The 21,209-nt window shown below is 71.2% G+C and carries 17 protein-coding genes; 10 read left to right on the top strand and 7 right to left on the bottom strand.

The features are described 5' to 3' along the window. Positions 1–64: 64 nt before the first annotated feature. Entirely contained in the window at positions 65–1,126 is a 1,062-nt protein-coding gene (locus MVG78_RS00805) for an MBL fold metallo-hydrolase (protein WP_247557342.1), read from the bottom strand. 235 nt (positions 1,127–1,361) lie between these two features. On the opposite strand from MVG78_RS00805, the gene MVG78_RS00800 reads away from it, so the two are divergent. The 9 genes from MVG78_RS00800 (at position 1,362) to MVG78_RS00760 (ending at position 14,678) form a co-directional block, all read left to right on the top strand. Then, positions 1,362–2,216 (top strand): TVP38/TMEM64 family protein, encoded by an 855-nt coding sequence (locus MVG78_RS00800; RefSeq protein WP_247557339.1) that lies wholly within the window; start codon positions 1,362–1,364, stop codon positions 2,214–2,216. Between the two features lie 214 nt (positions 2,217–2,430). Next, on the top strand, positions 2,431–3,102 hold the full coding sequence (locus MVG78_RS00795) for a sigma-70 family RNA polymerase sigma factor (RefSeq protein ID WP_247557336.1): 672 nt from the start codon (positions 2,431–2,433) through the stop codon (positions 3,100–3,102). 5 nt (positions 3,103–3,107) lie between these two features. Beyond that, positions 3,108–3,578, top strand: a complete 471-nt coding sequence (locus MVG78_RS00790) for a hypothetical protein (protein ID WP_247557334.1) — start codon at positions 3,108–3,110, stop codon at positions 3,576–3,578. Positions 3,579–3,580: 2 nt separating this feature from the next. Continuing rightward, positions 3,581–4,126 carry a periplasmic heavy metal sensor gene (locus MVG78_RS00785; RefSeq protein WP_247557331.1) on the top strand — a complete coding sequence of 182 codons (546 nt, stop codon included), beginning with the start codon at positions 3,581–3,583 and terminating at the stop codon, positions 4,124–4,126. Then, positions 4,110–5,588 (top strand): efflux transporter outer membrane subunit, encoded by a 1,479-nt coding sequence (locus MVG78_RS00780; RefSeq protein WP_247557329.1) that lies wholly within the window; start codon positions 4,110–4,112, stop codon positions 5,586–5,588. The genes MVG78_RS00785 and MVG78_RS00780 overlap by 17 nt, the downstream gene beginning before the upstream one ends. A gap of 14 nt (positions 5,589–5,602) precedes the next feature. Beyond that, positions 5,603–6,925, top strand: a complete 1,323-nt coding sequence (locus MVG78_RS00775; protein ID WP_247557326.1) for an efflux RND transporter periplasmic adaptor subunit — start codon at positions 5,603–5,605, stop codon at positions 6,923–6,925. Further along, the gene (locus MVG78_RS00770) at positions 6,922–10,077 is read left to right on the top strand and encodes an efflux RND transporter permease subunit (protein WP_247557323.1); all 3,156 of its coding nucleotides are present in this window, start codon (positions 6,922–6,924) and stop codon (positions 10,075–10,077) included. The genes MVG78_RS00775 and MVG78_RS00770 overlap by 4 nt, the downstream gene beginning before the upstream one ends. Before the next feature lie 7 nt (positions 10,078–10,084). After that, positions 10,085–13,186, top strand: a complete 3,102-nt coding sequence (locus MVG78_RS00765; protein WP_282615034.1) for an efflux RND transporter permease subunit — start codon at positions 10,085–10,087, stop codon at positions 13,184–13,186. Positions 13,187–13,379: 193 nt separating this feature from the next. After that, positions 13,380–14,678: a D-amino acid dehydrogenase gene (locus tag MVG78_RS00760; RefSeq protein WP_247557320.1), complete on the top strand. Its 1,299-nt coding sequence runs from the start codon at positions 13,380–13,382 to the stop codon at positions 14,676–14,678. Between the two features lie 103 nt (positions 14,679–14,781). Here the strand turns inward: MVG78_RS00760 and MVG78_RS00755 are convergent, their stop codons facing one another. From MVG78_RS00755 to MVG78_RS00735, 5 genes are all read right to left on the bottom strand, one after another. Continuing rightward, positions 14,782–14,982 (bottom strand): hypothetical protein, encoded by a 201-nt coding sequence (locus MVG78_RS00755; RefSeq protein ID WP_247557317.1) that lies wholly within the window; start codon positions 14,980–14,982, stop codon positions 14,782–14,784. Between the two features lie 48 nt (positions 14,983–15,030). Beyond that, on the bottom strand, positions 15,031–15,261 hold the full coding sequence (locus MVG78_RS00750; protein ID WP_247557315.1) for a hypothetical protein: 231 nt from the start codon (positions 15,259–15,261) through the stop codon (positions 15,031–15,033). 122 nt (positions 15,262–15,383) lie between these two features. Next, the gene (locus tag MVG78_RS00745) at positions 15,384–15,590 is read right to left on the bottom strand and encodes a cold-shock protein (protein WP_247557312.1); all 207 of its coding nucleotides are present in this window, start codon (positions 15,588–15,590) and stop codon (positions 15,384–15,386) included. Positions 15,591–15,816: 226 nt separating this feature from the next. Further along, on the bottom strand, positions 15,817–16,524 hold the full coding sequence (locus tag MVG78_RS00740) for a DUF1194 domain-containing protein (protein WP_247557310.1): 708 nt from the start codon (positions 16,522–16,524) through the stop codon (positions 15,817–15,819). 425 nt (positions 16,525–16,949) lie between these two features. Next, positions 16,950–19,118, bottom strand: coding sequence for an anthranilate synthase component I (locus MVG78_RS00735; RefSeq protein WP_247557307.1), 2,169 nt, complete (start codon positions 19,116–19,118; stop codon positions 16,950–16,952). Between the two features lie 289 nt (positions 19,119–19,407). Here MVG78_RS00735 and MVG78_RS00730 point away from each other — a divergent pair, with 289 nt between their 5' ends. Beyond that, the gene (locus MVG78_RS00730; RefSeq protein WP_247557304.1) at positions 19,408–20,265 is read left to right on the top strand and encodes a sugar phosphate isomerase/epimerase family protein; all 858 of its coding nucleotides are present in this window, start codon (positions 19,408–19,410) and stop codon (positions 20,263–20,265) included. Positions 20,266–20,299: 34 nt separating this feature from the next. Here the strand turns inward: MVG78_RS00730 and MVG78_RS00725 are convergent, their stop codons facing one another. Next, positions 20,300–21,187: a glycine betaine ABC transporter substrate-binding protein gene (locus MVG78_RS00725; protein WP_247557302.1), complete on the bottom strand. Its 888-nt coding sequence runs from the start codon at positions 21,185–21,187 to the stop codon at positions 20,300–20,302. Positions 21,188–21,209: the final 22 nt, after the last annotated feature.

Raw genomic sequence — 21,209 nt, 5'->3', positions numbered from 1 at the left:
ATCTGCCGGAAGCACTGGGAGATGGGGAGGAAATGGCTGTTTTTCAAGGAGATGAAGGGATGCCTCAGCCCTTCGGCACCTCGGCGGGGGCGAGGGGGCGGCCGAAGGCCTCGGCGGCCTCGGCCAGCATGCGTGCCTCCTGCCCGGCATAGCGGGCGGAGAAGTGGAAGGGCTCCAGCCGGCGGACCCGGGCGGCACGGGCGATCTCCCCGGCGGCGCGGGTGGTGAGGTGGCCGCGCCGCGCGGCCAGGGCGGCATCCCCGGCGGCGAAGGCGGATTCCAGGAAGAGCAGGTCGGCCTCCCGCGCCAGCCGGGCGACGGCCTCGCGGTTCCTCGGCGTGTCGCCGAGATCGGTGCAGTAGGCGATGCGCTGGCCAGGGGTGACGGTGGCGGCCTGGCGCAGCAGACCCAAGGGGAGAGTGCCTGGGAGGGTGCTTTCCTGGCCACGGGCGGGGACGGGGACCGGATGATCGTCCGGTGCGCCCTCCTGGATGGCGCGCTTCAGCCCGTTCAGCCAGGGGCCGGTGGGCAGGCCCATCACGTCCAGCCGCTCGCGCCAGAGATTCACGTGGGACACTTCGCGCAGCAGGTAGCCGAGGCAGGGGGCGCCGTGGTGCGAGAGCAGGGCGGCCCGGATCTCCAGCCGGGGGAGGCGCAGGACGGTGCCGTCCTCCGCCCTGCCCGTCTCGCCCGGTTCGGCGGCGAAGCCGGTGGAAAGGCGGAAGCGTGTGCGGCGCCAGAGCAATCCGCCATCCGGGCCATCATGGGGGCTGGCGGTGACCTCGATGACCTCGAAGATCAGTTCGGCGGCGTAGAGGCCGGCGAGGTCCCAGCTATAGCCCTGGAGCTTGTGGCCGATGCGGGCGGCGATGCCGTCCGGCCCGACCAGGGCGAAGCGCTTCTCGCGCCCGACGAGGTGGCGGAGCAGCGTGTCGAAGCCGATCAGGTGGTCCATATGGGCGTGGGTGACCAGCGCCGCCTCCAGCCGCAGCAGGCGGCGGGGGGACAGCACGTGCAGGTCGCCCAGGTCGAAGATCAGCGCCCGGCGCTCGAAGGGCAGCTCGACATAGAGGGCGGGGTCGCCGAAGCGGCCGTTCACCAGGAAGGCATGCAGGGCAGGTCGCATCGGTGATGGCCGGCGTATCAAGACCGCGCGGGCAAGGGAAGCCGCTTCGCGCCGGGCCAGCCTTCGGTCGGGCCGCGGAAGGGAGCGGCGCATCCGCCGGCGGCGCGGGGCGTTGCCGGGGGATGCGGAGATGTCGCCAGGGGGATGGGCAGGGGGATGGGCAGGGGGATGGAGCCGGTGGGCTCCGGGACGAGCCGCGCGACACCTGGACACCCTTCCCGTTCGGCGGCCCGGCATGACGGCGAAGCGGGACGGCGCGGCGGCGCAGCATGACCGGCATCACGGGCGGCCCGGGCGGCAGCCGGGTGGACGGTCCGGCGGCACGTGGCTGCGGCTCTGGCCGCTGGCGCTGCTGCTGGCCGGGGGTGTCCTGGCCTATGCGCTGGGGCTGGGGCGCTATCTCAGCCTGGGGGCGCTGGCGGAGTACCGGGAGACGCTGGCGGTCTTCGTCGAGACGCATCCCCTGCAGGCGGTGCTGATCTATGTGGTGGCCTATGCGCTCTGCACGGCCTGCCTGGTGCCGGGCACCATCCTGACACTCGCGGGGGGCTTCCTGTTCGGGCGCTGGCTGGGCACCGGGCTGGCGGTGACGGCCGCGACGCTGGGCGGGTCGCTGCTCTTCCTGATCGTGCGCTCGGCGCTGGAGCCGCTGGTGCACCGCCAGATCGGGCCACTGGTGGAACGGCTGCGGCCATCGCTGGAACAGGACGGGTTCTGGTATCTGCTGTCCCTGCGCTTCATGCCGGTGGTGCCGTTCTGGCTGGGCAATGTCGCCCCGGCCATGGTGGGGATGCGGTGGCCGGTCTTTGCCGCCGCCACGGCACTGGGCATCCTGCCAGCCACGCTGGTCTATGCCTGGATCGGGGCCGGGCTGGCGGAGATCTTCGCCCGGGGCGGGTCGCCCGACCTGTCCGCCGTGCTGTCGCCCCTGGTGGGGCTGCCCTTCCTGGTGCTGGCGGGGCTGGGGCTGCTCACCGGTTGGTGGCGGGCCCGGCGCGGCGGTGACGGGGCCGACGGCGGCGGGAAGAGAACAACTGTGCGCCGGGGGCGGCGGGTCAGGCTGCGGCGGCGTGGCTCCCGGCTCCCATAAGGGGCGGCCGGGTCTTCCCCGAACGGGCGGAACGGGACGCCCGGCAAGGCCGGCCCCGCCTCCCCCTCCCGGCCGGGGGCGCGGCGGGCGATCGGGCCTTTCCGGAAGCCGGGAGGCGGGCCGCGGTGCAGAAAAATGATACCCCGGCGCGTGGGTTCGCTCCGGTTGCACCGTATCAGGGATGACGCAACCGACCGGTCCCCTTATTCCCCCCATGCTCAGCCTCACCCTTTCTGGCCGGATCGAGTCCTCCCTGAGATATTCCCCGTTCCGCCAAGCCGGGTCCGTCGCGAGAGACCTGGCCGCCGAGGTTCCGGCCCTGGAGCGGGACCGCGGGGCCGCGACGGACGAGACCCTGATCGCCTGGGCTGCGGCCGGGGACCGGTTGGCCTTCGACCATCTCTGCACCCGGCAACTGCCGCTGCTCTACAACGCGGCGCTGCGCGTCACCGGACGCCCGGCGGAGGCGGAGGAGGTGGCGCAGGAGGCGATGCTGCGGGCCTGGCGGGATGCGGCGCGTTTCGATCCGCGCAGGGCGAAGCTGTCCACCTGGCTCTACCGGATCGCCGTGAACCTCGCGATCGACCGGGCCCGGCGCCCCGGCGAGCATCGCGGTGCCGCGCCGCTGGAGGAAGCGCTGCGGCAGGCGGACCCGGGCCCGGACCCGGAGGCGGCGCTGGCGGCGCGGCAGGACCGGGCGGCGGTGGCGGCCGCGCTGCGGGACCTGCCGCCCCGGCAGCGGGCGGCTCTGGCCCTCGCCTATGACCAGGGGCTGAGCGGGGCCGAGGCCGCGGCGGCACTGGACGTGACCCCGAGGGCGCTGGAAGGTCTGTTGCGGCGCGGGCGGCTGTTCCTTCTGGCGCGGCTGCGGAGTGGAAAGGGGTGAGGGCCATGGAGCTTCGCGATTTCCGCCGGCGGCTGGAGACCCATGGGGCCGGCCTCGCGCGCTGGCCGGAGGGGGAGGCCAGGGCGGCCCAGGTGCTGCTCGACACCTCCGCCGAGGCAAGGGCGCTGCTGGCGGAGGCGCTGCGGCTGGACGCGGCGCTGGACGCCACGCCGGGGGGCGCCGCGCTGCCGCCCGACCCGGAGGCCCTGGCGCGGATGCGTGCCGCGGTGGCGGCCCGGGTGGCGCGGATGCCGGCCTCCGCCACCCTGTCCGTGGAGGCGGGCGGGCGGCTGCGGGCCTGGTTCCGCCCGCTGCTGCCGGCCGGATGCGGCGCCCTGGCCATGCTGACCGTCTGCGCCGTCTGGCTGGCGATCTCGCCACCCAGCCTCAGCCTGCCGGATTCCTTCGGCCCGGACGACGACAACGCCCTGATTTCCGCCACTCAGGTCCTGGCCCTGCTGGATACCGACTCCTGACGATGCGCCTTTCCGTTCCTGTCCTGCTGCGGGCCGCCCTCGGCGCGTCGCTGGCGCTCAACCTCGTGCTCGGCGGGCTGCTGCTGTTCCGCGATCCGGGCGGTGGCGGCGGGCCGCCGGACCCGCGCCGGCTGATCGCCCATATGGAGCGCCTGCTGCCGCCCGGGGACCGGGAGATCTTCCACGCGCGCATGGAGACGGGACGGGAGGCGCGAGACGCGGCCCGGCGGCGGCTGCGCGAATCCTTCGCCGATGTGCGGGCCAGCATCGGGCGCGAGCCTTTCGACCCGGCGGCGCTGCAGGCGGCGCTGGCCACCGCGCGGGCCGGGGGGCGGAGTTCAGCCGGAGTTTCGACACAAGCCTGGTGCAGGCGATGGGTGAGATCTCACCGGAGGGGCGGCGGCGGATCGCCGAGGACATGCCCGCCGGCCGCCCCCAGGGGCGGCGCGGCCGGGGTGGCGACGGCCACGGCCCCGGGGCGGGGGACCGGGCGAGGGATCAGTCCGGGGACCAGTCGGGAGACGGGGACGATTGAGCGATTTCGCTGAGACCGCGGGCGGGGCTGTGCGGCCCGCCGGGGATGTTGTCCGCCCTTGGTCCCATCAGGCTTCCCCTTCGGCACCCCGGCGGGCGCTGCTGCTGCTCGCCTGTTCCGCCGCCGCGCTGGCCGCCTGCGGGCCGAGGCCGGAGCCCGTGAGCTCCGGCCTCGCCCTGCCGGGCCGCTTCCGCGAGGCGGCCGAGACCCAGGCGGAGACCCGGGCGCAATGGCCCGACCCGGACTGGTGGAAGGGCTTCGGCTCGCCCGAGCTGGACCGGCTGATGGAAGCCGCGGCGGGGGGGAACTTCGATCTGGCCGCCGCCGAGGCGCAGGTGCGGCAGGCCGATGCGCAGTTGCGGATCACCGGGGCCTCCCTGCTGCCGACGCTGGATGCCAGCGGCGATGCCAGCCAGGCGCGCTCCAGCGGCTATGGCCGCACGAGCGCCACCACCCGCTCGGTCAAGAGCCTGACCCTGGCGGCGAGCTACGAGATCGACTTCTGGGGCAAGAACCGCAACGCCACCGAGGCGGCGCGGCAGACCGCCATCGCCCGCCGCTTCAATGTCGGCACGGTGATGATGACCACCCAGGCCTCGCTGGCGGACACCTATTTCACGGTGCTGGAGGCGCAGGAGGAGCTGCGCACGCAGCTCGACAACCTGGACGCCGCCAACCGGGTGCTGACGGTGATCCGCGCCCAGGTGGCGGCGGGCACGGCCACGGGGCTGGACCTGGCGCAGCAGGAGACGGTGGTGGCGCAGCAGGAGGCGGCCGTGCCGCCGCTGCGCCAGACCATCGGGCAGAACATCAACGCCATCGCCACGCTGATCGGGCGGACGCCGGAGAGCTTCAAGGTCGAGGGCGGACGGCTGGACCAGCTCCGCGTGCCCTCGGCGGCGCCGGGCCTGCCGGCGGAGGTGCTGGCGCGGCGGCCGGACGTGCATCTGGCGGAGGCCAACCTCGCCTCGGCCAATGCCGATGTGGCGGCGGCGCGGGCGGCGCTCCTGCCCTCGGTGACGCTGACGGCGCAGGGCGGGTTCCAGACGCTGAGTCTCGCCAATCTGGTGACGCCGGAGGCCGCCTTCTTCACGCTCGCCGCCTCGATCACGCAAAGCATCTTCGACGGCGGCGCGCTGCGTGGGCAGGTCGAGCTGAGCCGGGCGCAGGCGCAGGAACTGGTGGTGGAGTACCGCCGCGCCATCGTCGAGGCGCTGGTGGATGTGGAGAACGCGCTGATCGCCTTCCGTGAATCGGCGGATCGCGTGGAACGGCAGGCGAATGCGGCTGCAAAGGCGCAGCAGGCCTACAATATCTCCGAGGCGCAGCTCCGCGCCGGGACCATTGATCTGATCACCCTGATCAACACGCAGCAGACTCTGTTCTCCGCCCGCACCAGCCTGGTGCAGGCGCGGCTCGCCTATTTCCAGGCCGCGGTGGGGCTGTTCCGCGCCCTGGGCGGTGGCTGGCGCTGAGACGAAAGATTCCCATGACACGGTCATCCTTCTCCCGCCTCGTGGTGCTGATCGTCCTGCTCGCCGGGCTGGGTGGCGGCGGCTACTGGGCCTGGAAGCACTATCTCGGCGGAGGCAGCGAGGGCGGCACGACGAGCGCCCGGAACGGTGCCCCCGCCGGTGCCCCGCCGGCCGGAGCGCGGCGGCGCGGGCCGGGCGGCCCCGGCGGGGGCGCGCCCGTGCCGGTCACGGTGGCCGCGGCCGAGGTGAAGGACCTGCCGCTGACCATCGATGCGCTGGGCACGGTGACGCCGCTGAACACCATCACCGTGCGTTCCCAGGTCTCCGGCACGCTGGTCGAGGTGGCCTTCAAGGAAGGGCAGGAGGTGAGGAAGGGCGACCTCCTCGCCCGCATCGACGACCGCACCTATGTCGCCGCGCTGGAACAGGCCAAGGCGAAGAAAGCCTATGACCAGGCGCAGCTCGCCAATGCGAAGGTGGACCTGCAACGCTACCAGGGGCTGCTGGCGGCCAATGGCGTGACGCGGCAGCAGGTGGACACGCAGCGCGCCCAGGTGGCGATGTACGAGGCCCAGGTGGCGCAGGACCAGGCCTCCATCGACAGCGCGCAGACGCAGGTGGACTTCACCGTGATCCGCTCCCCGATCGACGGGCGGGTGGGGCTGCGGCAGGTCGATCCGGGGAACCTCGTGCAGACCTCGGACAGCAACGGCCTCGTGACGCTGACACAGATGCGTCCGATCACCGCCATCTTCACCATCCCGCAGCAGGAGCTGGGCCGGCTGCTACGAGCCCAGGCGGCAGGCAAGGTGCCCGTGCGGACCATCGCGGCGGGGGACGACCCGGGCGCGGAGGGCACGCTGCTGACCGTGGACAACCAGGTGGACAGCGCCACCGGCACGGTGAAGGCGCGGGCGGTCTTTCCCAACGAGAACAGCAGCCTCTGGCCCGGGGCCTTCGTGAACCTGCGCATCGGCATCGAAACGGTGCCGGATGCCATGGTGGTACCGCTGGTCGCCGTGCAGCAGGGGCCGGACGGAGCCTATGTCTTCGTGGTGGGCGGGGACAGCAAGGCGGAGCAGCGCCCGGTCACGCTCGGCCCGCTGACGCTGAGCGAGGCCGTGATCCGCCAGGGGCTGAAAGCCGGCGAGCGGGTGGTGACCTCGGGCGCGCTGCGGCTCAACCCGGGGGCCACGGTCTCGGTGGTGGACCCGGCCGCGCCGAAGGAGGCACCGGCAACGCCCACGGCGGCGCGGCAGGGCCGCCGCCAGGCCGAGGCCCAGATGGGGAATCAGGCGGGAGGCCAGGCGGGAGGCCAAGCGGGGGCACGGAATTGAATATCGCCGCACCCTTCATCGCCCGGCCGGTGGCGACCACGCTGCTGGCCATCGCGGTGCTGCTGGGGGGCATCCTGGGCTATCTGCGCCTGCCGGTCTCCTCGCTGCCGGAGGTGGATTTCCCGACCATCGAGGTCAGCACGCAACTCCCCGGCGCCTCGCCGGACACGGTGGCGCTGCTGGTCTCGGCACCGCTGGAGCGGCAGTTCGCGCAGATCTCCGGCCTGACGGCGATGACCGCCGTCTCGGGGCCGGGGGTGAACCGGATCACGTTGCAGTTCCGGCTCGACAAGAGCATGGACACCGCCTCGCAGGACGTGCAGGCGGCGCTGGACGCGGCGCGGGGGACGCTGCCCTCCACGCTCCCCTATCCACCGACCTACAGCAAGGTGAACCCGGCGGACCCGGCGATCATCACCCTGGCGCTGACCTCCGACACGCTGCCCATCGCGCGGCTGAGCGACACGGCGGACACGATCCTGGCGCAGAAGCTGGCGCAGGTGAGCGGGGTGGGGCGGGTCAGCGTGCAGGGCAACATGCGGCCCGCGGTGCGGCTGCGGGTCGATCCGCAGCGCCTCGCCGCCTATGGCATCGGGCTGGAGACGGTGCGCACCGCCATCGCCAACGCCAACCAGAACTCGCCCAAGGGCACGCTGGACGGGGCGCGGCAGGCGGCGAGCATCCTGGCCAATGACCAGATCAGCACGCCGGCGGAATTCGGCGATGTCATCATCGCCTGGCAGAACGGCGCGCCGGTGCGGCTGCGCGATGTCGGCACCTCGGTGGAGGCGCTGGAGAACGACCGCAACGGCGCCTGGTTCAACGGCAGGCCCGCCATCCTGATCGACGTGCAGCGCCAGCCGGGCGCCAATATCGTGGAGACGGTGGGGCGCATCCAGACGCTGATGCCGGAGCTCTCGGCCTCCGTCCCGGCGGGGGCGCGGCTGGCGGTCGTGTCGGACCGGACGGAAACGATCCGCGCCTCGGTGCACGAGGTGGAACTGACGCTGGTTCTGGCCGTGGCGCTGGTGGTGGGGGTGATCTACCTCTTCCTCGGCAGCGGGCGGGCGACGCTGGTGCCGGCGGTGTCGCTGCCGCTGTCGATCATCGGAACCTTCGGCGTCATGGCGATGATGGGCTATTCGCTCGACAACCTGTCGCTGATGGCGCTGACCATCGCCACCGGCTTCGTGGTGGACGATGCGATCGTGATGATCGAGAACATCGTGAGGCTGATCGAGGAAGGGAAGAAGCCGCTCGACGCCGCCTATGCGGGCGCGCGGCAGATCGCCTTCACCATCGTCTCGCTCACCGTCTCGCTGATCGCGGTCTTCATCCCGCTGCTGTTCATGGAGGGGGTGGTCGGACGGTTGTTCCGGGAATTCGCCGAGACGCTGACCGCCGCGGTGCTGGTCTCCATGGTGATTTCCCTGACCCTGACGCCGATGATGTGCGCCCTGGTGCTGCGTCCGCATGCCGAGCCGGGGCTGGTGGCGCGCTGGGTGGAGAACGGCTTCGAGCGGGTGCGGCGCGGCTATGGGCGGATGCTCATGGTCACGCTGCGGCATGAGGGGCTGACGCTGCTGGTGGCGCTGGGGACGGTGCTGCTGACAGGCTGGCTCTATGTGGTGATCCCCAAGGGCTTCCTGCCGGCGCAGGACAACGGGCTGATCCAGATCACCACCGAGGCGCCGCAGGATGCCTCCTATACCCGGGTGGCGGCCTTGCAGCAGCGGCTGGCCGAGGTGGTGCGGCAGGACCCGGCGGTCTCCTCCGTCGCCGTCACCGCCGGGGCGGGGGCGACCAACCCGGCGCAGAACACCGGGCGCATCATCGCCGTGCTGCGCCCGCGCGGCGAGCGCGACGTGACGGCGCAGCAGGTGATCGCGCGGCTGCAGCCGCGGCTCGACGCCGTGCCGGGCGGCATCGCCTATCCGGTCGCCGTGCAGGACATCCAGATCGGCGCGCGGCTTTCCACCACGCAGTACCAGTACACGATGACCGACTCCGATGCGCAGCGCCTGGGCCTCTGGGCCCCGCGTGTGGTGGAGCGGTTCCGCCGGATCCCCGGCCTGCGTGACGTGGCGAGCGACCAGCGCGACGACGGCATCCGCGTCGCCATCCAGGTGGACCGCGACAAGGCCTCCCGCCTCGGCGTCAGCATGGCGAACGTGGCCAACGCGCTCTACGACAATTTCGGTCAGCGCCAGATTTCCACCATCTACGGCCAGAGCAACCAGTACCGGGTGGTGCTGGAGGCCTCCGACCCCATCCGCAGCGATCCGAGCATGATCGGGCAGATCCGTGTCACCGGCAGCAGTTCCAGCACCAGCACGACCAATGCGGGCACCACCACGACGACGAGCGTGGAGGTACCGCTGGCGGAGATCGCGACCTTCACCCGCACGCGCGCGCCGCTGCTGGTGACGCGGGAGAATCAGTTCCCGGCGGTGACGATCAGCTTCAACCTGGAGGAGGGGATGTCGCTGGGCGAGGCGGTGGATGCGATCCATGCCGCCGAGGCCGAGATCGGGCTGCCGGACACGGTGCAGGGGCGCTTCGGCGGCGACGTGGCGGAGTTCAACACCTCGCTGGCCGGGCAGCCCTGGCTCATCCTGGCGGCGATCATCGTGATCTACATCACGCTGGGCGTGCTCTACGAGAGCCTGATCCACCCCATCACCATCCTCTCCACCCTGCCTTCCGCCGGCATCGGCGCGCTGCTGGCGCTGGAGCTGTGGGGGCTCGACCTTTCCGTGGTGGGGCTGATCGGCATCATCCTGCTGATGGGCATCGTGAAGAAGAACGGCATCATGGTCATCGACTTCGCGCTGGAGGCGCAGCGGGAGCGGGGCCTGCCGCCGCGCGAGGCGGTGGTGGAGGCCTGCCTGCTGCGCTTCCGCCCGATCATGATGACCACCGCCGCGGCGCTGCTGGGCGCGCTGCCGCTGGTGCTGTCCTCCGGCATCGGGTCGGAGCTGCGGCTGCCGCTGGGTGTTTCCATCGTCGGCGGGCTGCTGCTGAGCCAGCTCATCACCCTCTTCACCACCCCGGCGGTCTATCTGGGGATGGAGCGGCTGCGGGCCATGGTCGCGCGCTGGCGCGGGGCGGATGGGGCCTCGGACGGAACCTCCCCGGCGCCGGCGGAGTAGCGGGGCGGTGTTCTCGATCTCCGCCCCTTTCATCCGGCGGCCCATCGCCACCTTCCTGCTGGCGGTGGGGATGATGCTGGCGGGCATCGTGGCTTTCGTGAAGCTGCCCGTCTCGGCCATGCCGCGCGTGGACCTGCCCACCATCTTCGTGCAGGTGAACCAGCCCGGTGCCAATCCCGAGACGCTGGCGGCCACGGTGATCGCGCCGCTGGAACGGCAGATCGGCGCGGTGGCGGGGATCACGGAGATGACCTCCTTCTCCTCCACCGGCACGGGCAACATCATCATCCAGTTCGACATCAGCCGGACGCAGGAAAGCGCCGCGCGTGATGTGCAGGCCGCCGTGAACGCGGCGCGGCAGGACCTGCCCTCCGGCCTGCCCAACCCGCCGACCGTGCGCAAGATCAACCCGGCGGATGCGCCGGTGATGATCCTGGCGCTGACCTCGGACACGCTGACGCAGAGCGCGCTCTATGACGTGGCGGACAGCATCGTGGCGCAGCGCCTGTCGCAGGTGGATGGCGTGGCGCAGGTGCAGGTGGGGGGCGCCGACCAGCCGGCGGTGCGCGTGGCGGTGAACCCGGATGCCATCGCGGCGGCGGGCCTGTCGCTGGAGGATGTGCGCACCGCGCTCAGCAACGCCAACGTCACCCAGGCGAACGGGCTGATCGACGGGCCGGAGCAGGCGGCCTCGATCGGGCTGAACAGCCGGCTGCTGAAGGCCCGGGATTTCCAGACGCTGATCGTCAAGGCGACGGACCGGGGCGTGGTTCGGCTTTCCGCCATCGCGCATGTCACGGATGGTAGCCGCAACCGGCGGCAGGCGGGGTTCTTCGACAGCCGCCCCTCCGTGCTGCTGCAGGTGTACAAGCAGGCCGATGCCAATGTGATCGAGGTGGTGGACGGCGTGCGCGCCATGGAGCCGCAACTGCTGCGCTGGGTCCCGGGCGGGGTTCAGGTCAATGTCCAGAGCGACCGGTCCGGCACGATCCGCGCCAGTGTGGAGGAGGTGGAGTTCACCCTGCTGCTCTCCATCGGCCTGGTGATCGGGGTGGTGGCGGTCTTCCTGCGGCGGCTGTCCTCGATCCTGGCGGCCAGCGCGGCGGTGCCGCTCTCGCTGCTCGCCACGCTGGTGGTGATGTGGTTCCTTGGCTACTCGCTGAACAATTTCTCTCTGATGGCGCTGACCATCGCGGTCGGCTTCGTGGTGGACGATGCCATCGTGATGATCGAGAACGTGTCCCGCCTGCGCGAACGCGGGATGGGGCCGGTCGAGGCGGCGCTGGAGGGGGCGCGGGAGATCGGATTCACCATCGTCTCCATCACCGTCTCGCTGGTGGCGGTCTTCCTGCCGCTGCTGGCCATGGGCGGCGTGGTCGGGCGCATCTTCCGGGAATTCTCGGTGACGCTGGCGGTGGCGGTGCTGGTCTCGGGCGTGCTGTCCCTGACGCTGACGCCGATGATCACGGCGCATTTCGGCGGGACCGGGCCGGAGCGGCCACCGGGCCGCCTGGCGCGGGGCTTCGAGCGGGTGCTGGATGCCGTGATCCACGTCTATCTGCGCACGTTGCGCGTGGTGCTGCATTTCCGGCGCACCGCGCTGCTGGCCACGCTCTGCTTCGTGGCGCTGACCATCTGGCTCTACATGGTCGTGCCCAAGAGCTTCTTTCCGGAGCAGGATACGGGGCTGATCCAGGGCTTCAGCCAGGCGGCGCCCGATACCTCCTTCGACCGGATGATGCAGTTGCAGCAGCGGGTGAGCGAGATCATCGCCGCCGACCCGGCGGTGGCCAGCCTCGGCACCACCATCGGCACGGGCTTCAACGGCGGCACCAACTCCGGCTCGATCTACATCCAGCTCAAGCCCCGCGACGAACGCGATGTGACGGCGGCCCAGGTGATCGACCGGCTGCGCGCGCCGCTCAGCCATATCCCGGGCGTGAACGTCTTCATGCGCTCGCAGCAGGATCTCTTCATCGGCGGCCGGGGCGGCAACGCGCAGTACTCCTACGTGATGCTGAGCACGGATATCGAGGAGTTGCGCGACTGGACCGACAAGATGGTCCGCAAGCTGCGCACCGTGCAGGGCATCACGGACGTCTCCTCGGACCAGGAAAGCGCGGGGCTAGTGGAGCGGCTGATCATCGACCGCGACGCCGCTTCCCGGCTCGGCGTGGGGGTGGAGGATATCAGCGCCGCCTTCAACAATGCCTTCGCGCAGCGGCAGGTTTCCACCATCTACATGTCCCGCAACCAGTATCGCGTGGTGCTGGAGGTCACACCCTCCCTTCAGCAGAGCGCGACGCAGTTCGACCGCGTCTTCGTGCCCGGGCGCGATGGGCCGGTGCCGCTGCTGGCCGTGGCGAAGGTGCGGCGGGAGACGGCGCCGCAGCGCGTGACGCATCGCAGCCAGTTCCCGGCCACCACCATCACCTTCAACCTCGCGGAAGGCATCTCCCTGGGGCAGGCGCAGGAACTGGTCGCCCAGGCGGAGCGGGAGATCATGCTGCCGGCCAGCATCCGCACCCAGTATGGCGGCAATGCCGCCGCCTTCCAGGATTTCGAGAATTCGCAGCCGCTGCTGATCCTGGCGGCGCTGGTTTCGATCTACATCGTGCTGGGCGTGCTCTATGAGAGCTATGTCCACCCGCTGACCATCCTATCCACCCTGCCGACGGCGGGGCTGGGGGCGCTGCTGGCGTTGCTGGTCACGGGCACCTCCTTCAGCGTCGTGGCGCTGATCGGCGTGATCCTGCTGATGGGCATCGTGAAGAAGAACGCGATCATGCTGGTGGATTTCGCGCTGACGCATGAGCGGGAGGAGGGCGCGTCGAGCGAGGAATCCATTCTGGCCGCCTGCCGCGACCGCTTCCGGCCGATCCTGATGACGACGCTGGCTGCGCTCTTCGGCGCGCTGCCCCTGGCACTGGGCAGCGGCGTGGGGGCGGAACTGCGGCAGCCCCTCGGCATCTCCATCATCGGCGGGCTGATCCTGTCCCAGTTGCTCACGCTCTACACCACGCCGGTGATCTACCTGGCCCTGGACCGCTGGCGGCTGCGTGGGCGGCGGCGCGATTCGGGGCCGGCCCGGCTGCATCCGGCGGAGTAGGGGGGGCAGGCCGGCATGGGGCTGTCCTGCGCCCCGCAGCTATAGGCCTGCCGTCCGGATAGGGCGCATGATCGTTTGACAGGGGGGCCGGCTTTCCGGCCCCCTGTTCCACAGATCGCTGCCTTGTGAGACCTGTCATGCCCGGATACCGTCCTTGCCCCCCGCAATCCCTGTGCGTTGGGATCGTCCGGCCATGAGGGTCTGCGTTCTCGGGGCCGGAATCGCCGGCCTGGCGGCCGCCTATCACCTCGGGCGGGACGGGCATGAAGTGACGGTGCTGGACCGGGAGGCCGGGCCTGGCCTGGGCACCAGCCGGGCGAATGGCGGGCAGCTCAGCTACTCCTATGTCGCGCCGCTGGCGGCGCCGGGCGTGGCGCGCAAGGGCATGCACTGGATCTTCGACGGCGAGGCGCCGCTGCGGCTGAAGCCACAGGCCGATCCGCGGCTCTGGCGCTGGCTGAAGGCTTTCCTGCGGGCCTCCCGGCGCGAGGTGTTCGAGCAGGGCACGCGGGAGATGCTGGCGCTCGCCTATCACAGCCGCGGCGTGCTCGATGCGATGATGGCGCGTGACCCGCTGGATTTCTCCTGGCGGCAGAACGGCAAGCTGGTGGTGTTCCGTGACGAGGGCGACCTGCGCGGCGCGGCCGCGCTGGTGGCGTACCAGGCCCAGTATGGCGCGAAGCAACAGGTGCTGGATGCGCGCGAGTGCCTGGCACTGGAGCCGGCGCTGCGCGACACGGCGGAGAAGCTGGCGGGCGGCGTCTTCACGCCGGACGAGGCGGTGGGCGACGCGCACGGATTCTGCGAGGCGCTGCGCGGCGTGCTGCGGGGATGGCCGAACATCCGTTTCCGCTTCAACCACCCGGTGACGGCGCTGCGCCTGTCGAACGGCGCGGTGGTCGCGGCGGAAAGCCCGGCGGGGCTGGTGGAGGCGGATGCCTTCGTCCTGTCTTCCGGCATCGGGGCGCTGTCGCTGGCCGAGCCGCTGGGGCTGGCGATCCCGCTCTATCCGCTGAAGGGCTACAGCCTCACCGTGCCGACCCGGGCGGGGGACCTGCCGCCGGAGATCAGTATCACCGACGCGCACCACAAGGTGGTCTATGCGCTGCTGGACCGGGCCTCGGCGGGTTCCGAGGGGCGGCTGCGCGTGGCGGGGATGGTGGATCTCGTCGGCTTCGGCACCGATCTGGTGCAGCGCCGGCTCGACACGCTGACGCGGCAGGCGCGGGAGGTCTTCCCCGCCGCCGCCGACTGGCCGCGCGCGCAGCCCTGGGCCGGACTGCGGCCCGCGACGCCGGACTGGAAGCCGGTCCTGGGGCCGAGCGGGATCGACGGGCTCTGGCTCAACCTCGGCCATGGCGGGCTGGGCTTCACGATCGGCTGCGGCACCGGGGAGTTGCTGGCGGCGATGATCGCGGGACGGGACACGGCGATCCCGGTGGAGCCCTATGCGATGGGACGGATGGCGCGGGCGGTGGGCGTGGCGGCGTGATGCCGCCCCGTTTCCCCGCCCACAGCCTTTACTCTGCCAGTGCCACGCGTTCGGTGGATGCGGGCTGAGGCGGGTTGGCCCCAGTCCGGATCAGGGCCGCGGATCAGCGGCGGGACTTGCCGCGCTCGATCTCGCGCTCCAGGGCGCTGCGCTCCGTCTGGCCGGAGCGGCGGGCGATCTCTCGCACGATGGCGGGGGAAACGCGGTGGCGCTTGGCCAGATAGGCGATGGTGTCCTCCAGGCCCTCAGGCGGCGCTGCCGGCTCCGCGGCGGATTTGGGCTTCGGCTTGGTCTGCTGGGACACGGGATGCACCTGGGGGGAAGGGAGGAAGGAGGAACGGCGAAGCGGGTGTCAGGCTGGCATGGTGTTCCGGCCGAGGACGCTGGTCGCGCTCAGGCGCATCTCGCTCTCGCGCACGACGCGTTCCTGGCCGTCCTGGCCTTGGCGGACGCGGTACTCGCGGTCCGGCGAATCGTTCGGCAGGAGGCGGGTGATGGTGTAGCGGCCCCGTGCCTCATGCGGATTGAAGAGGTGGGGAACCAGCTCGACCTCGTCGCCGATCTGGAAACGGTGGTTGGCCATGGGCTTTCCTTCCGGGTTGCGGAATCTGCCGTGGATGTCCGGACAGCCCCGGAGGGGGCGGTCCGGTATCCGGACGGGCCATGCCCGCCGGTCCCGGGGAGGGGAGGCCCCTCCCCGACACGTCACGCCGCGCGGAGATTGCCCGCGGAGACGCGGCCCTGCTGGCCCTGGACGAGCTCGTATTCGATCTTGTCGCCCTCGCGGGGCTCCTGGAGACCGGCGCGCTGCACGTCGGAAATGTGAAGGAAGACGTCCTTAGAGCCGTCATCCGGCTGGATGAAGCCAAAGCCCTTGGTGCTGTTGAACCACTTGACGGTGCCTGAGGCCATGATGGGTGTTCCGTTTTCGACGGAGGCCGGGGCGCGACATGCGCACCGGATCGGCATCGAGGGGAACGGACACCGAGCTCGACGCTCGGAGGAGCAAGGAGAACAGGCCGGCACGACGAAACTGACGAGCCCAAGATGGGCGTGAGGAACGGGTTTTGCAAGTGACGAGGGCGCCTGTGGGCCATGCGCCCAGGGAGGTGGTCCAGGGAGGTGGTCAAAGGCGGTCTCAGGCGATCTCCCGGATCAGCTTGGCGCGGAGGGCGCGGGCGAAGTCGGCACGGGATTCCGCTGTCATGACAAAGGCACCCGGGCCGGCGATGACGGTGGCTTCGTAGGTCTGGCGCAGGCCAGGCCGGCCGCCCTCGATGGCCAGGGCGTTGATCACGATGCCCCGGGCCTCGACCTCGCGCCTCGCCGTCTCGATGGGACGGAGGCTGCGCATGTCGGGCGCGTCGCCGGACAGATCAATCACCTGCTCGTCGGCCCGCCAGGGCGCCGTAGCCAGGAGGCGGGCGGAATGGTCCACCGCGTCGCCGATGGCGTTCCAGGATTGCGGCGAACGGGGCGCGGCCATCACGGCGCCGGCCATGTCCCGGGCGGCGGCGGCACCGTCGATGCGGTGCCAGTCCACCACCGTGGCCGCGCCGCCCGGGGCGCCCCATTCCACCACGGCGATGCCGATGGCGCCGAGCGGACCGGAATTGATGGCGGCCAGCACGTCGGGATGCGTGATGGCCTGGGCGCAGCCCTCGCGCTGCAGGCGGAACTCGTCGGCATCGATGCTGCCGGAGGCGTCGATGGCCAGGACCAGCAGCAGGTCGATCACCCGCCCCTCGGCCCGCGCGGGGGTGGCGGCGGCGAGCGCGGCGGGGAGCAGCAGCGCATCGCGGCGGCGCCAGCGGGCGTGGCGTGGTGGTGAGGGATGGTCCGCCATGCCGGGCGCCTCCTGTCCGGGTGGGCGGAGCCTTCGGGGTGCGAGCGGGGATGTCAAATGGATTTGCCGTGGCGGGCATCCTGCCGCCTGGCTGGCCCCCGGAGGCAAGGCTCCGTCTCGCTCCCGAGACCCCCACTCCGCCGGGGACCGAAGCCGGTCCCCGGACCCCGGGCTTTCGTGGGTGCCGGTGGTGGCCGTTGTCTTATGGCCCGATCATTGGGAGCAGGCGGATCGGTGGGGCGCCCGAAAAGAAGAAAAACACCCTGCCCGCGCTGGTGGCGCCCGCAGTTGCCGGAGCGCATGGCGCTCTGGCGCGATCCAGCCAACAGCAAGAGCCAGCGAACCGGGTCCAGGGCCCGCAGGGTCCTGGCGGATAGGGGCCTGGGGAAAGGCGGCGCCTTTCCCCAGGGCCACGAAGCGCGCCGTCAGCCGGCGTTGGCGCGGGTGAGACGGGTGAGCATGGCGGCGACCAGTGGCATGCCGATGCGGTTCGGGTCCGTCATCAGCGATTCCGGGTGGAACTGTACTGCCGCGATGGGCAGGCGCTTGTGCTCGATGGCCATGACGACGCCATCCTCGGTTTCCGCGGTGACGGCGATCTCCTCCGGCAGCACCAGGCGGCGCGCATGCAGGGAGTGATAGCGACCGACGGCGAATTCCTCCGGCAGGTCCTGCAGGAAGCGGCTCGCCCTGCGGTGGATCAGCGAGGGCTTGCCGTGCATCGGCTTGGCCAGCACGTCCAGCGCGCCGCCGAAATGCTCGACGATCCCCTGCAAGCCGAGACAGACGCCGAAGGCAGGCAGCCTGCGCTCCACCAGCAGGTCCAGCGTCTCGGTCATCGCGAAATCCGAGGGGCGGCCCGGGCCGGGGGAGAGGACGACGAGGTCGATGCCGTCGGCGCCTTCGCGCAGCAGTTCCCGCGCCAGTTCGGGGCGCATGGTGGTGACCTCCGCCCCGGCGGCGCGGAAATAGCTGGCCAGGGTGTGCACGAAGCTGTCCTCGTGATCGACGAGGAGGACGCGCGGGCTGTGGCCCAGCAGCTCCGCGGGCGCCGGGCGCTGCGGCGGCGCGGCGGGCGCGGCGCCCTTGATGGCGGCGAACATCGCGCTGGCCTTCAGGCGGCACTCCGCCTCTTCGGCCGCCGGATCGCTGTCATGCAGCAGCGTGGCGCCGGCGCGCACCTCGGCCACGCCGTCCTTGAGGCGGATGGTGCGCAGCGTCAGGCCGGTGTTCATGTTGCCGTCGAAGGTGGTGCGCCCGATGGCGCCGCCGTACCAGCGGCGGGCGGAGCGCTCCTCGTTCTCGACATGGCGGATCGCCCAGGTCTTGGGCGCGCCGGTGACGGTGACGGCCCAGGCATGGGACAGGAAGCCGTCCAGCGCATCCATCTCCGGCAGCAGCTCGCCCTCCACATGGTCCACCGTGTGGATCAGGCGGGAATACATCTCGATCTGGCGTCGGCCGATGACCTTGACGCTGCCGGGCACGCAGACGCGCGACTTGTCGTTGCGGTCCACATCCGTGCACATGGTCAGCTCGCTCTCCTCCTTGCGGGAGTTGAGCAGGGTGCGGATGTTCTCGGCATCCTCCAGCGCGTCGCGGCCGCGCTTGATCGTGCCGCTGATCGGGCAGGTCTCGATGCGCCTGCCTTCGACGCGCACGAACATCTCGGGGCTGGCGGCGACGAGGAATTCGCCCTCGCCGAGATTCATCAGCGCGCCATAGGGGGCGGGATTCACGCGGCGCAGGCGGTCGAAGAGATCGCTCGGCGCATCGGCGCAGGGGGTGGCGAAGGTCTGGCCCAGCACGACCTCGAACAGGTCGCCGCGGGCGAAGGCCTCGCGCGCACGCTCGACCATCGCGGCATATTCGCCGGGGCCGTAGTCGCTGCGGATCTCGCCATCCTGCTCCGTACCGGGACGATAGGGATCGGCGGGCGTCTCGCGCGGCAAGTCCTCGGTGGCGGTGCCGTCCACGGTGAACTCGTAGCGGTGGCGCTCGGCGGTGCCGCGCATGTGGTCCACCACCAGCACCTCGTCCGGCAGGAAGAGGACGAGGTCGCGCTGGTCCGCGGCGCGGGGCAGGCGGAGCGTCATCGGCTCGAACTGGAAGACCAGATCGTAGCCGAAGGCGCCGTAGAGGCCGAGATGCTCGTCCTCGCGCGACCGGAACAGCGCGCCCAGGCGGCGCAGCATGGAGAAGACGGAAGGCTGGCGGGAGCGCTGCTCCTCCGGGAAGCGGCCTTCCGGCTGGCGGAGGCGGGCGAAGAGGCGGGTCGCGGAGGCTTCCGATTCCTCGACCTCCGCCATGCCGCGCAGGGCGGGGGCGATGGCGCGCAGCAGGATCTCGCCACGCTCGTTGAGCGCGGTGACAGTGACCTCGCGGCCCCGGGCGGTGAGCATCACCGGCGGGTCGGCGAAACCCATGTCGAGCCGGGTGTAGCGGCCGGGGAACTCGAAGGAGGAGGAGAGCAGCACGCCGCGCTGGCGGTCGAGGCGCTTCGCCAGGTCCGGCATCAGCGTGGCGGCATCGGCGGCGAGGGTTTCCCGCCGGATCGTCAATCCACCTTCGGTGCGGTAGCTCGTCTTGGACATCGTGAACTCCGGGCTTGGCGCCTCGGGTCCGGGATGGCTGGCAGAAGATATGAGAAAGGCCGCCCGGAACTCCGAGGCGGCCTTGAAACGTGGGAAACGCGCGGGCCGCCTGTTCTACAGGGGCCACCACCAGCGGCTGAAAGGTTGGCGCGTGATCATGGCGGATTAGGTAGCCTGTGGCGCGGGGTGGTGCAAGGGGTGTCGCGCGGATGGCTCCTGCAGGGTGCGGGGCCATGACGGAAACAGGCCGTGCCGTTCCATGAGGGCGTGCGGCCAGAGGGAGAGGGCCATGAAGGTCGGGATCGATTCCTACAGCTTCCACCGCTTCTTCGGGGAGCATTATGCCGGGCTGGAGGAAGACCCCGGCCGGCGGATGGAGGTCTGGGACTTCCTGCGCGAGGCGCAGGCGATGGGGGCGGAAGGCGTGTCGCTGGAGGCCTGCCATCTGCCCTCGGACCCGGCTTTCCTGGAGCGGCTGCGGGCGGCGCTGGACGAGGCGGGATTCGCCCGGATCTGGGCCTGGGGGCATCCGGACGGGCTGGGTTCGGGGCGAAGGCCGGAGGCGGCGGAGGACCTGCTGAAGCATCTGGCTGTGGCGCGTGTCCTGGGCGCGCCGGCGATGCGGATCTGCTGCGGCGGGCGGCGCACGCGGCCGGCGCGGTGGGAGGAACAGCGCGACCTGCTGCTGCCGCTGCTGCGCCGGCTGGCCGATGCCGCCGGGGAACAGGGCGTGGTGCTGGCGATCGAGAACCATCTCGACATGCTGGCGGAGGAACTGGCCGAGCTGCTGGAGCGGGTGGATTCGCCCTGGCTCGGCGTCTGCCTCGACACGGCGAACAATGTGCGGCTGGGCGAGGATGCGCTGGCGGTGGTGCGGCGGCTGGCCCCCTGGGCGCGGGCGACGCATGTGAAAGACGTGGCGCCACAACCGGGGGCGGAGGGCAGCTTCGCCTCCTGGCCGAGCGTGCCGCTGGGCCAGGGCGTGGTGGATGCCGATGCCGTGGTGCGGGAGCTGGCGCGCGCCGGCTATGACGGGCTGCTGGCGGTGGAGATCGACCACCTGCACCCGCGCTTCGGGACGGATGAGGTGGCGGCGGTGCGGCAAAGCCTGGAGCGGCTGCGCCAGGCCGTGGACAGGGCCGTGTGAGGGAGGGGGAGGCGCGGCCTCCCCCGGTGCACGGTCAGGCCGTCTTCAGCCAGGACTCCACGCGGTCCTTGTGGCTGGCGATGTAGTTCTCGACCGCCTTGTCGTAGCTGGTCTCCTGCGCGTCCAGCATGGCCTTCTGCAGCTCGTCCAGCGGCAGGTTCATGCGGGTGAGCAGGTTGGTGACGCCGGGGCTCTGCTCCTTCAGCCCCTTGCGGGCGATGGCATAGACGCTTTCCGTGCCGCCCATCGCCTTCTCCGGATCGGCGAGGTAGCGCAGGTCGTACTTGCCGAACATCCAGTGCGGGCTCCAGGCCGTCGCCACCACCCACTTCTTGCGCCGCATGGAACGCTCGATCATCGAGATCATCGCCGCCTCGCTCGATTCCTGCAGGCGGTACATGTCGCCGAGGCCGTAGGTCTTCAGCGCCTCCCGCGACACGCGGGTGAGGCCGGCGCCGGGCTCGATGCCCTGGACGATGCCGCCGAGCTTCTCCCGCACCTCGTCGCTCTTGAGGTCGGCGAAGGAGTCCAGCTCCTCCTTCGGGACATAGGAGGGAACGACCCAGCCCAGCTTGGCGTCGGTGTAGAGCACGCCGAGGCGGTCCACCTTGCTCTCGATCCGCTTCCAGTAGTCGGCATGGGTCTCGGGCAGCCAGAGCTGCAGCATCGCATCCACGTCACCGCGGGTGATGCCCTGGTAGAGCGGGGCAATGTCGCTCTGCATCAGCGCCGGCTCGACGTTCAGCCGGTCCCGCATCAGCTTCGCCGCCAGCTTGGTGACGAATTCCGCATCGGCCCAGGGAGCGTAGCCGAGGGTGACCTTCTGCCGCGCCTGGGCCAAAGCCGGGCGGGCGAGGCCGCCGCTGAGGAGGGCACCGCCGGCGGTGGCGGCGAGGGTGAGGAGGTTGCGCCGGTTCAGCATGGGGCGTCTTCCTTTCTGCGGT

This window comes from Roseomonas gilardii subsp. gilardii (genome assembly GCF_023078375.1).
GTDB classification, from domain to species: domain Bacteria; phylum Pseudomonadota; class Alphaproteobacteria; order Acetobacterales; family Acetobacteraceae; genus Roseomonas; species Roseomonas gilardii.
This window is presented reverse-complemented; position numbering and strand designations above follow the sequence as displayed.

Coding starts and splice junctions, on each gene's coding strand:
- MVG78_RS00805 (WP_247557342.1), bottom strand. CDS start 1,126: ATGCGACCTGCCCTGCATGCCTTCCTGGTGAACGGCCGCTTCGGCGAC.
- MVG78_RS00800 (WP_247557339.1), top strand. CDS start 1,362: ATGACGGCGAAGCGGGACGGCGCGGCGGCGCAGCATGACCGGCATCAC.
- MVG78_RS00795 (WP_247557336.1), top strand. CDS start 2,431: ATGCTCAGCCTCACCCTTTCTGGCCGGATCGAGTCCTCCCTGAGATAT.
- MVG78_RS00790 (WP_247557334.1), top strand. CDS start 3,108: ATGGAGCTTCGCGATTTCCGCCGGCGGCTGGAGACCCATGGGGCCGGC.
- MVG78_RS00785 (WP_247557331.1), top strand. CDS start 3,581: ATGCGCCTTTCCGTTCCTGTCCTGCTGCGGGCCGCCCTCGGCGCGTCG.
- MVG78_RS00775 (WP_247557326.1), top strand. CDS start 5,603: ATGACACGGTCATCCTTCTCCCGCCTCGTGGTGCTGATCGTCCTGCTC.
- MVG78_RS00760 (WP_247557320.1), top strand. CDS start 13,380: ATGAGGGTCTGCGTTCTCGGGGCCGGAATCGCCGGCCTGGCGGCCGCC.
- MVG78_RS00750 (WP_247557315.1), bottom strand. CDS start 15,261: ATGGCCAACCACCGTTTCCAGATCGGCGACGAGGTCGAGCTGGTTCCC.
- MVG78_RS00745 (WP_247557312.1), bottom strand. CDS start 15,590: ATGGCCTCAGGCACCGTCAAGTGGTTCAACAGCACCAAGGGCTTTGGC.
- MVG78_RS00740 (WP_247557310.1), bottom strand. CDS start 16,524: ATGGCGGACCATCCCTCACCACCACGCCACGCCCGCTGGCGCCGCCGC.
- MVG78_RS00735 (WP_247557307.1), bottom strand. CDS start 19,118: ATGTCCAAGACGAGCTACCGCACCGAAGGTGGATTGACGATCCGGCGG.
- MVG78_RS00730 (WP_247557304.1), top strand. CDS start 19,408: ATGAAGGTCGGGATCGATTCCTACAGCTTCCACCGCTTCTTCGGGGAG.
- MVG78_RS00725 (WP_247557302.1), bottom strand. CDS start 21,187: ATGCTGAACCGGCGCAACCTCCTCACCCTCGCCGCCACCGCCGGCGGT.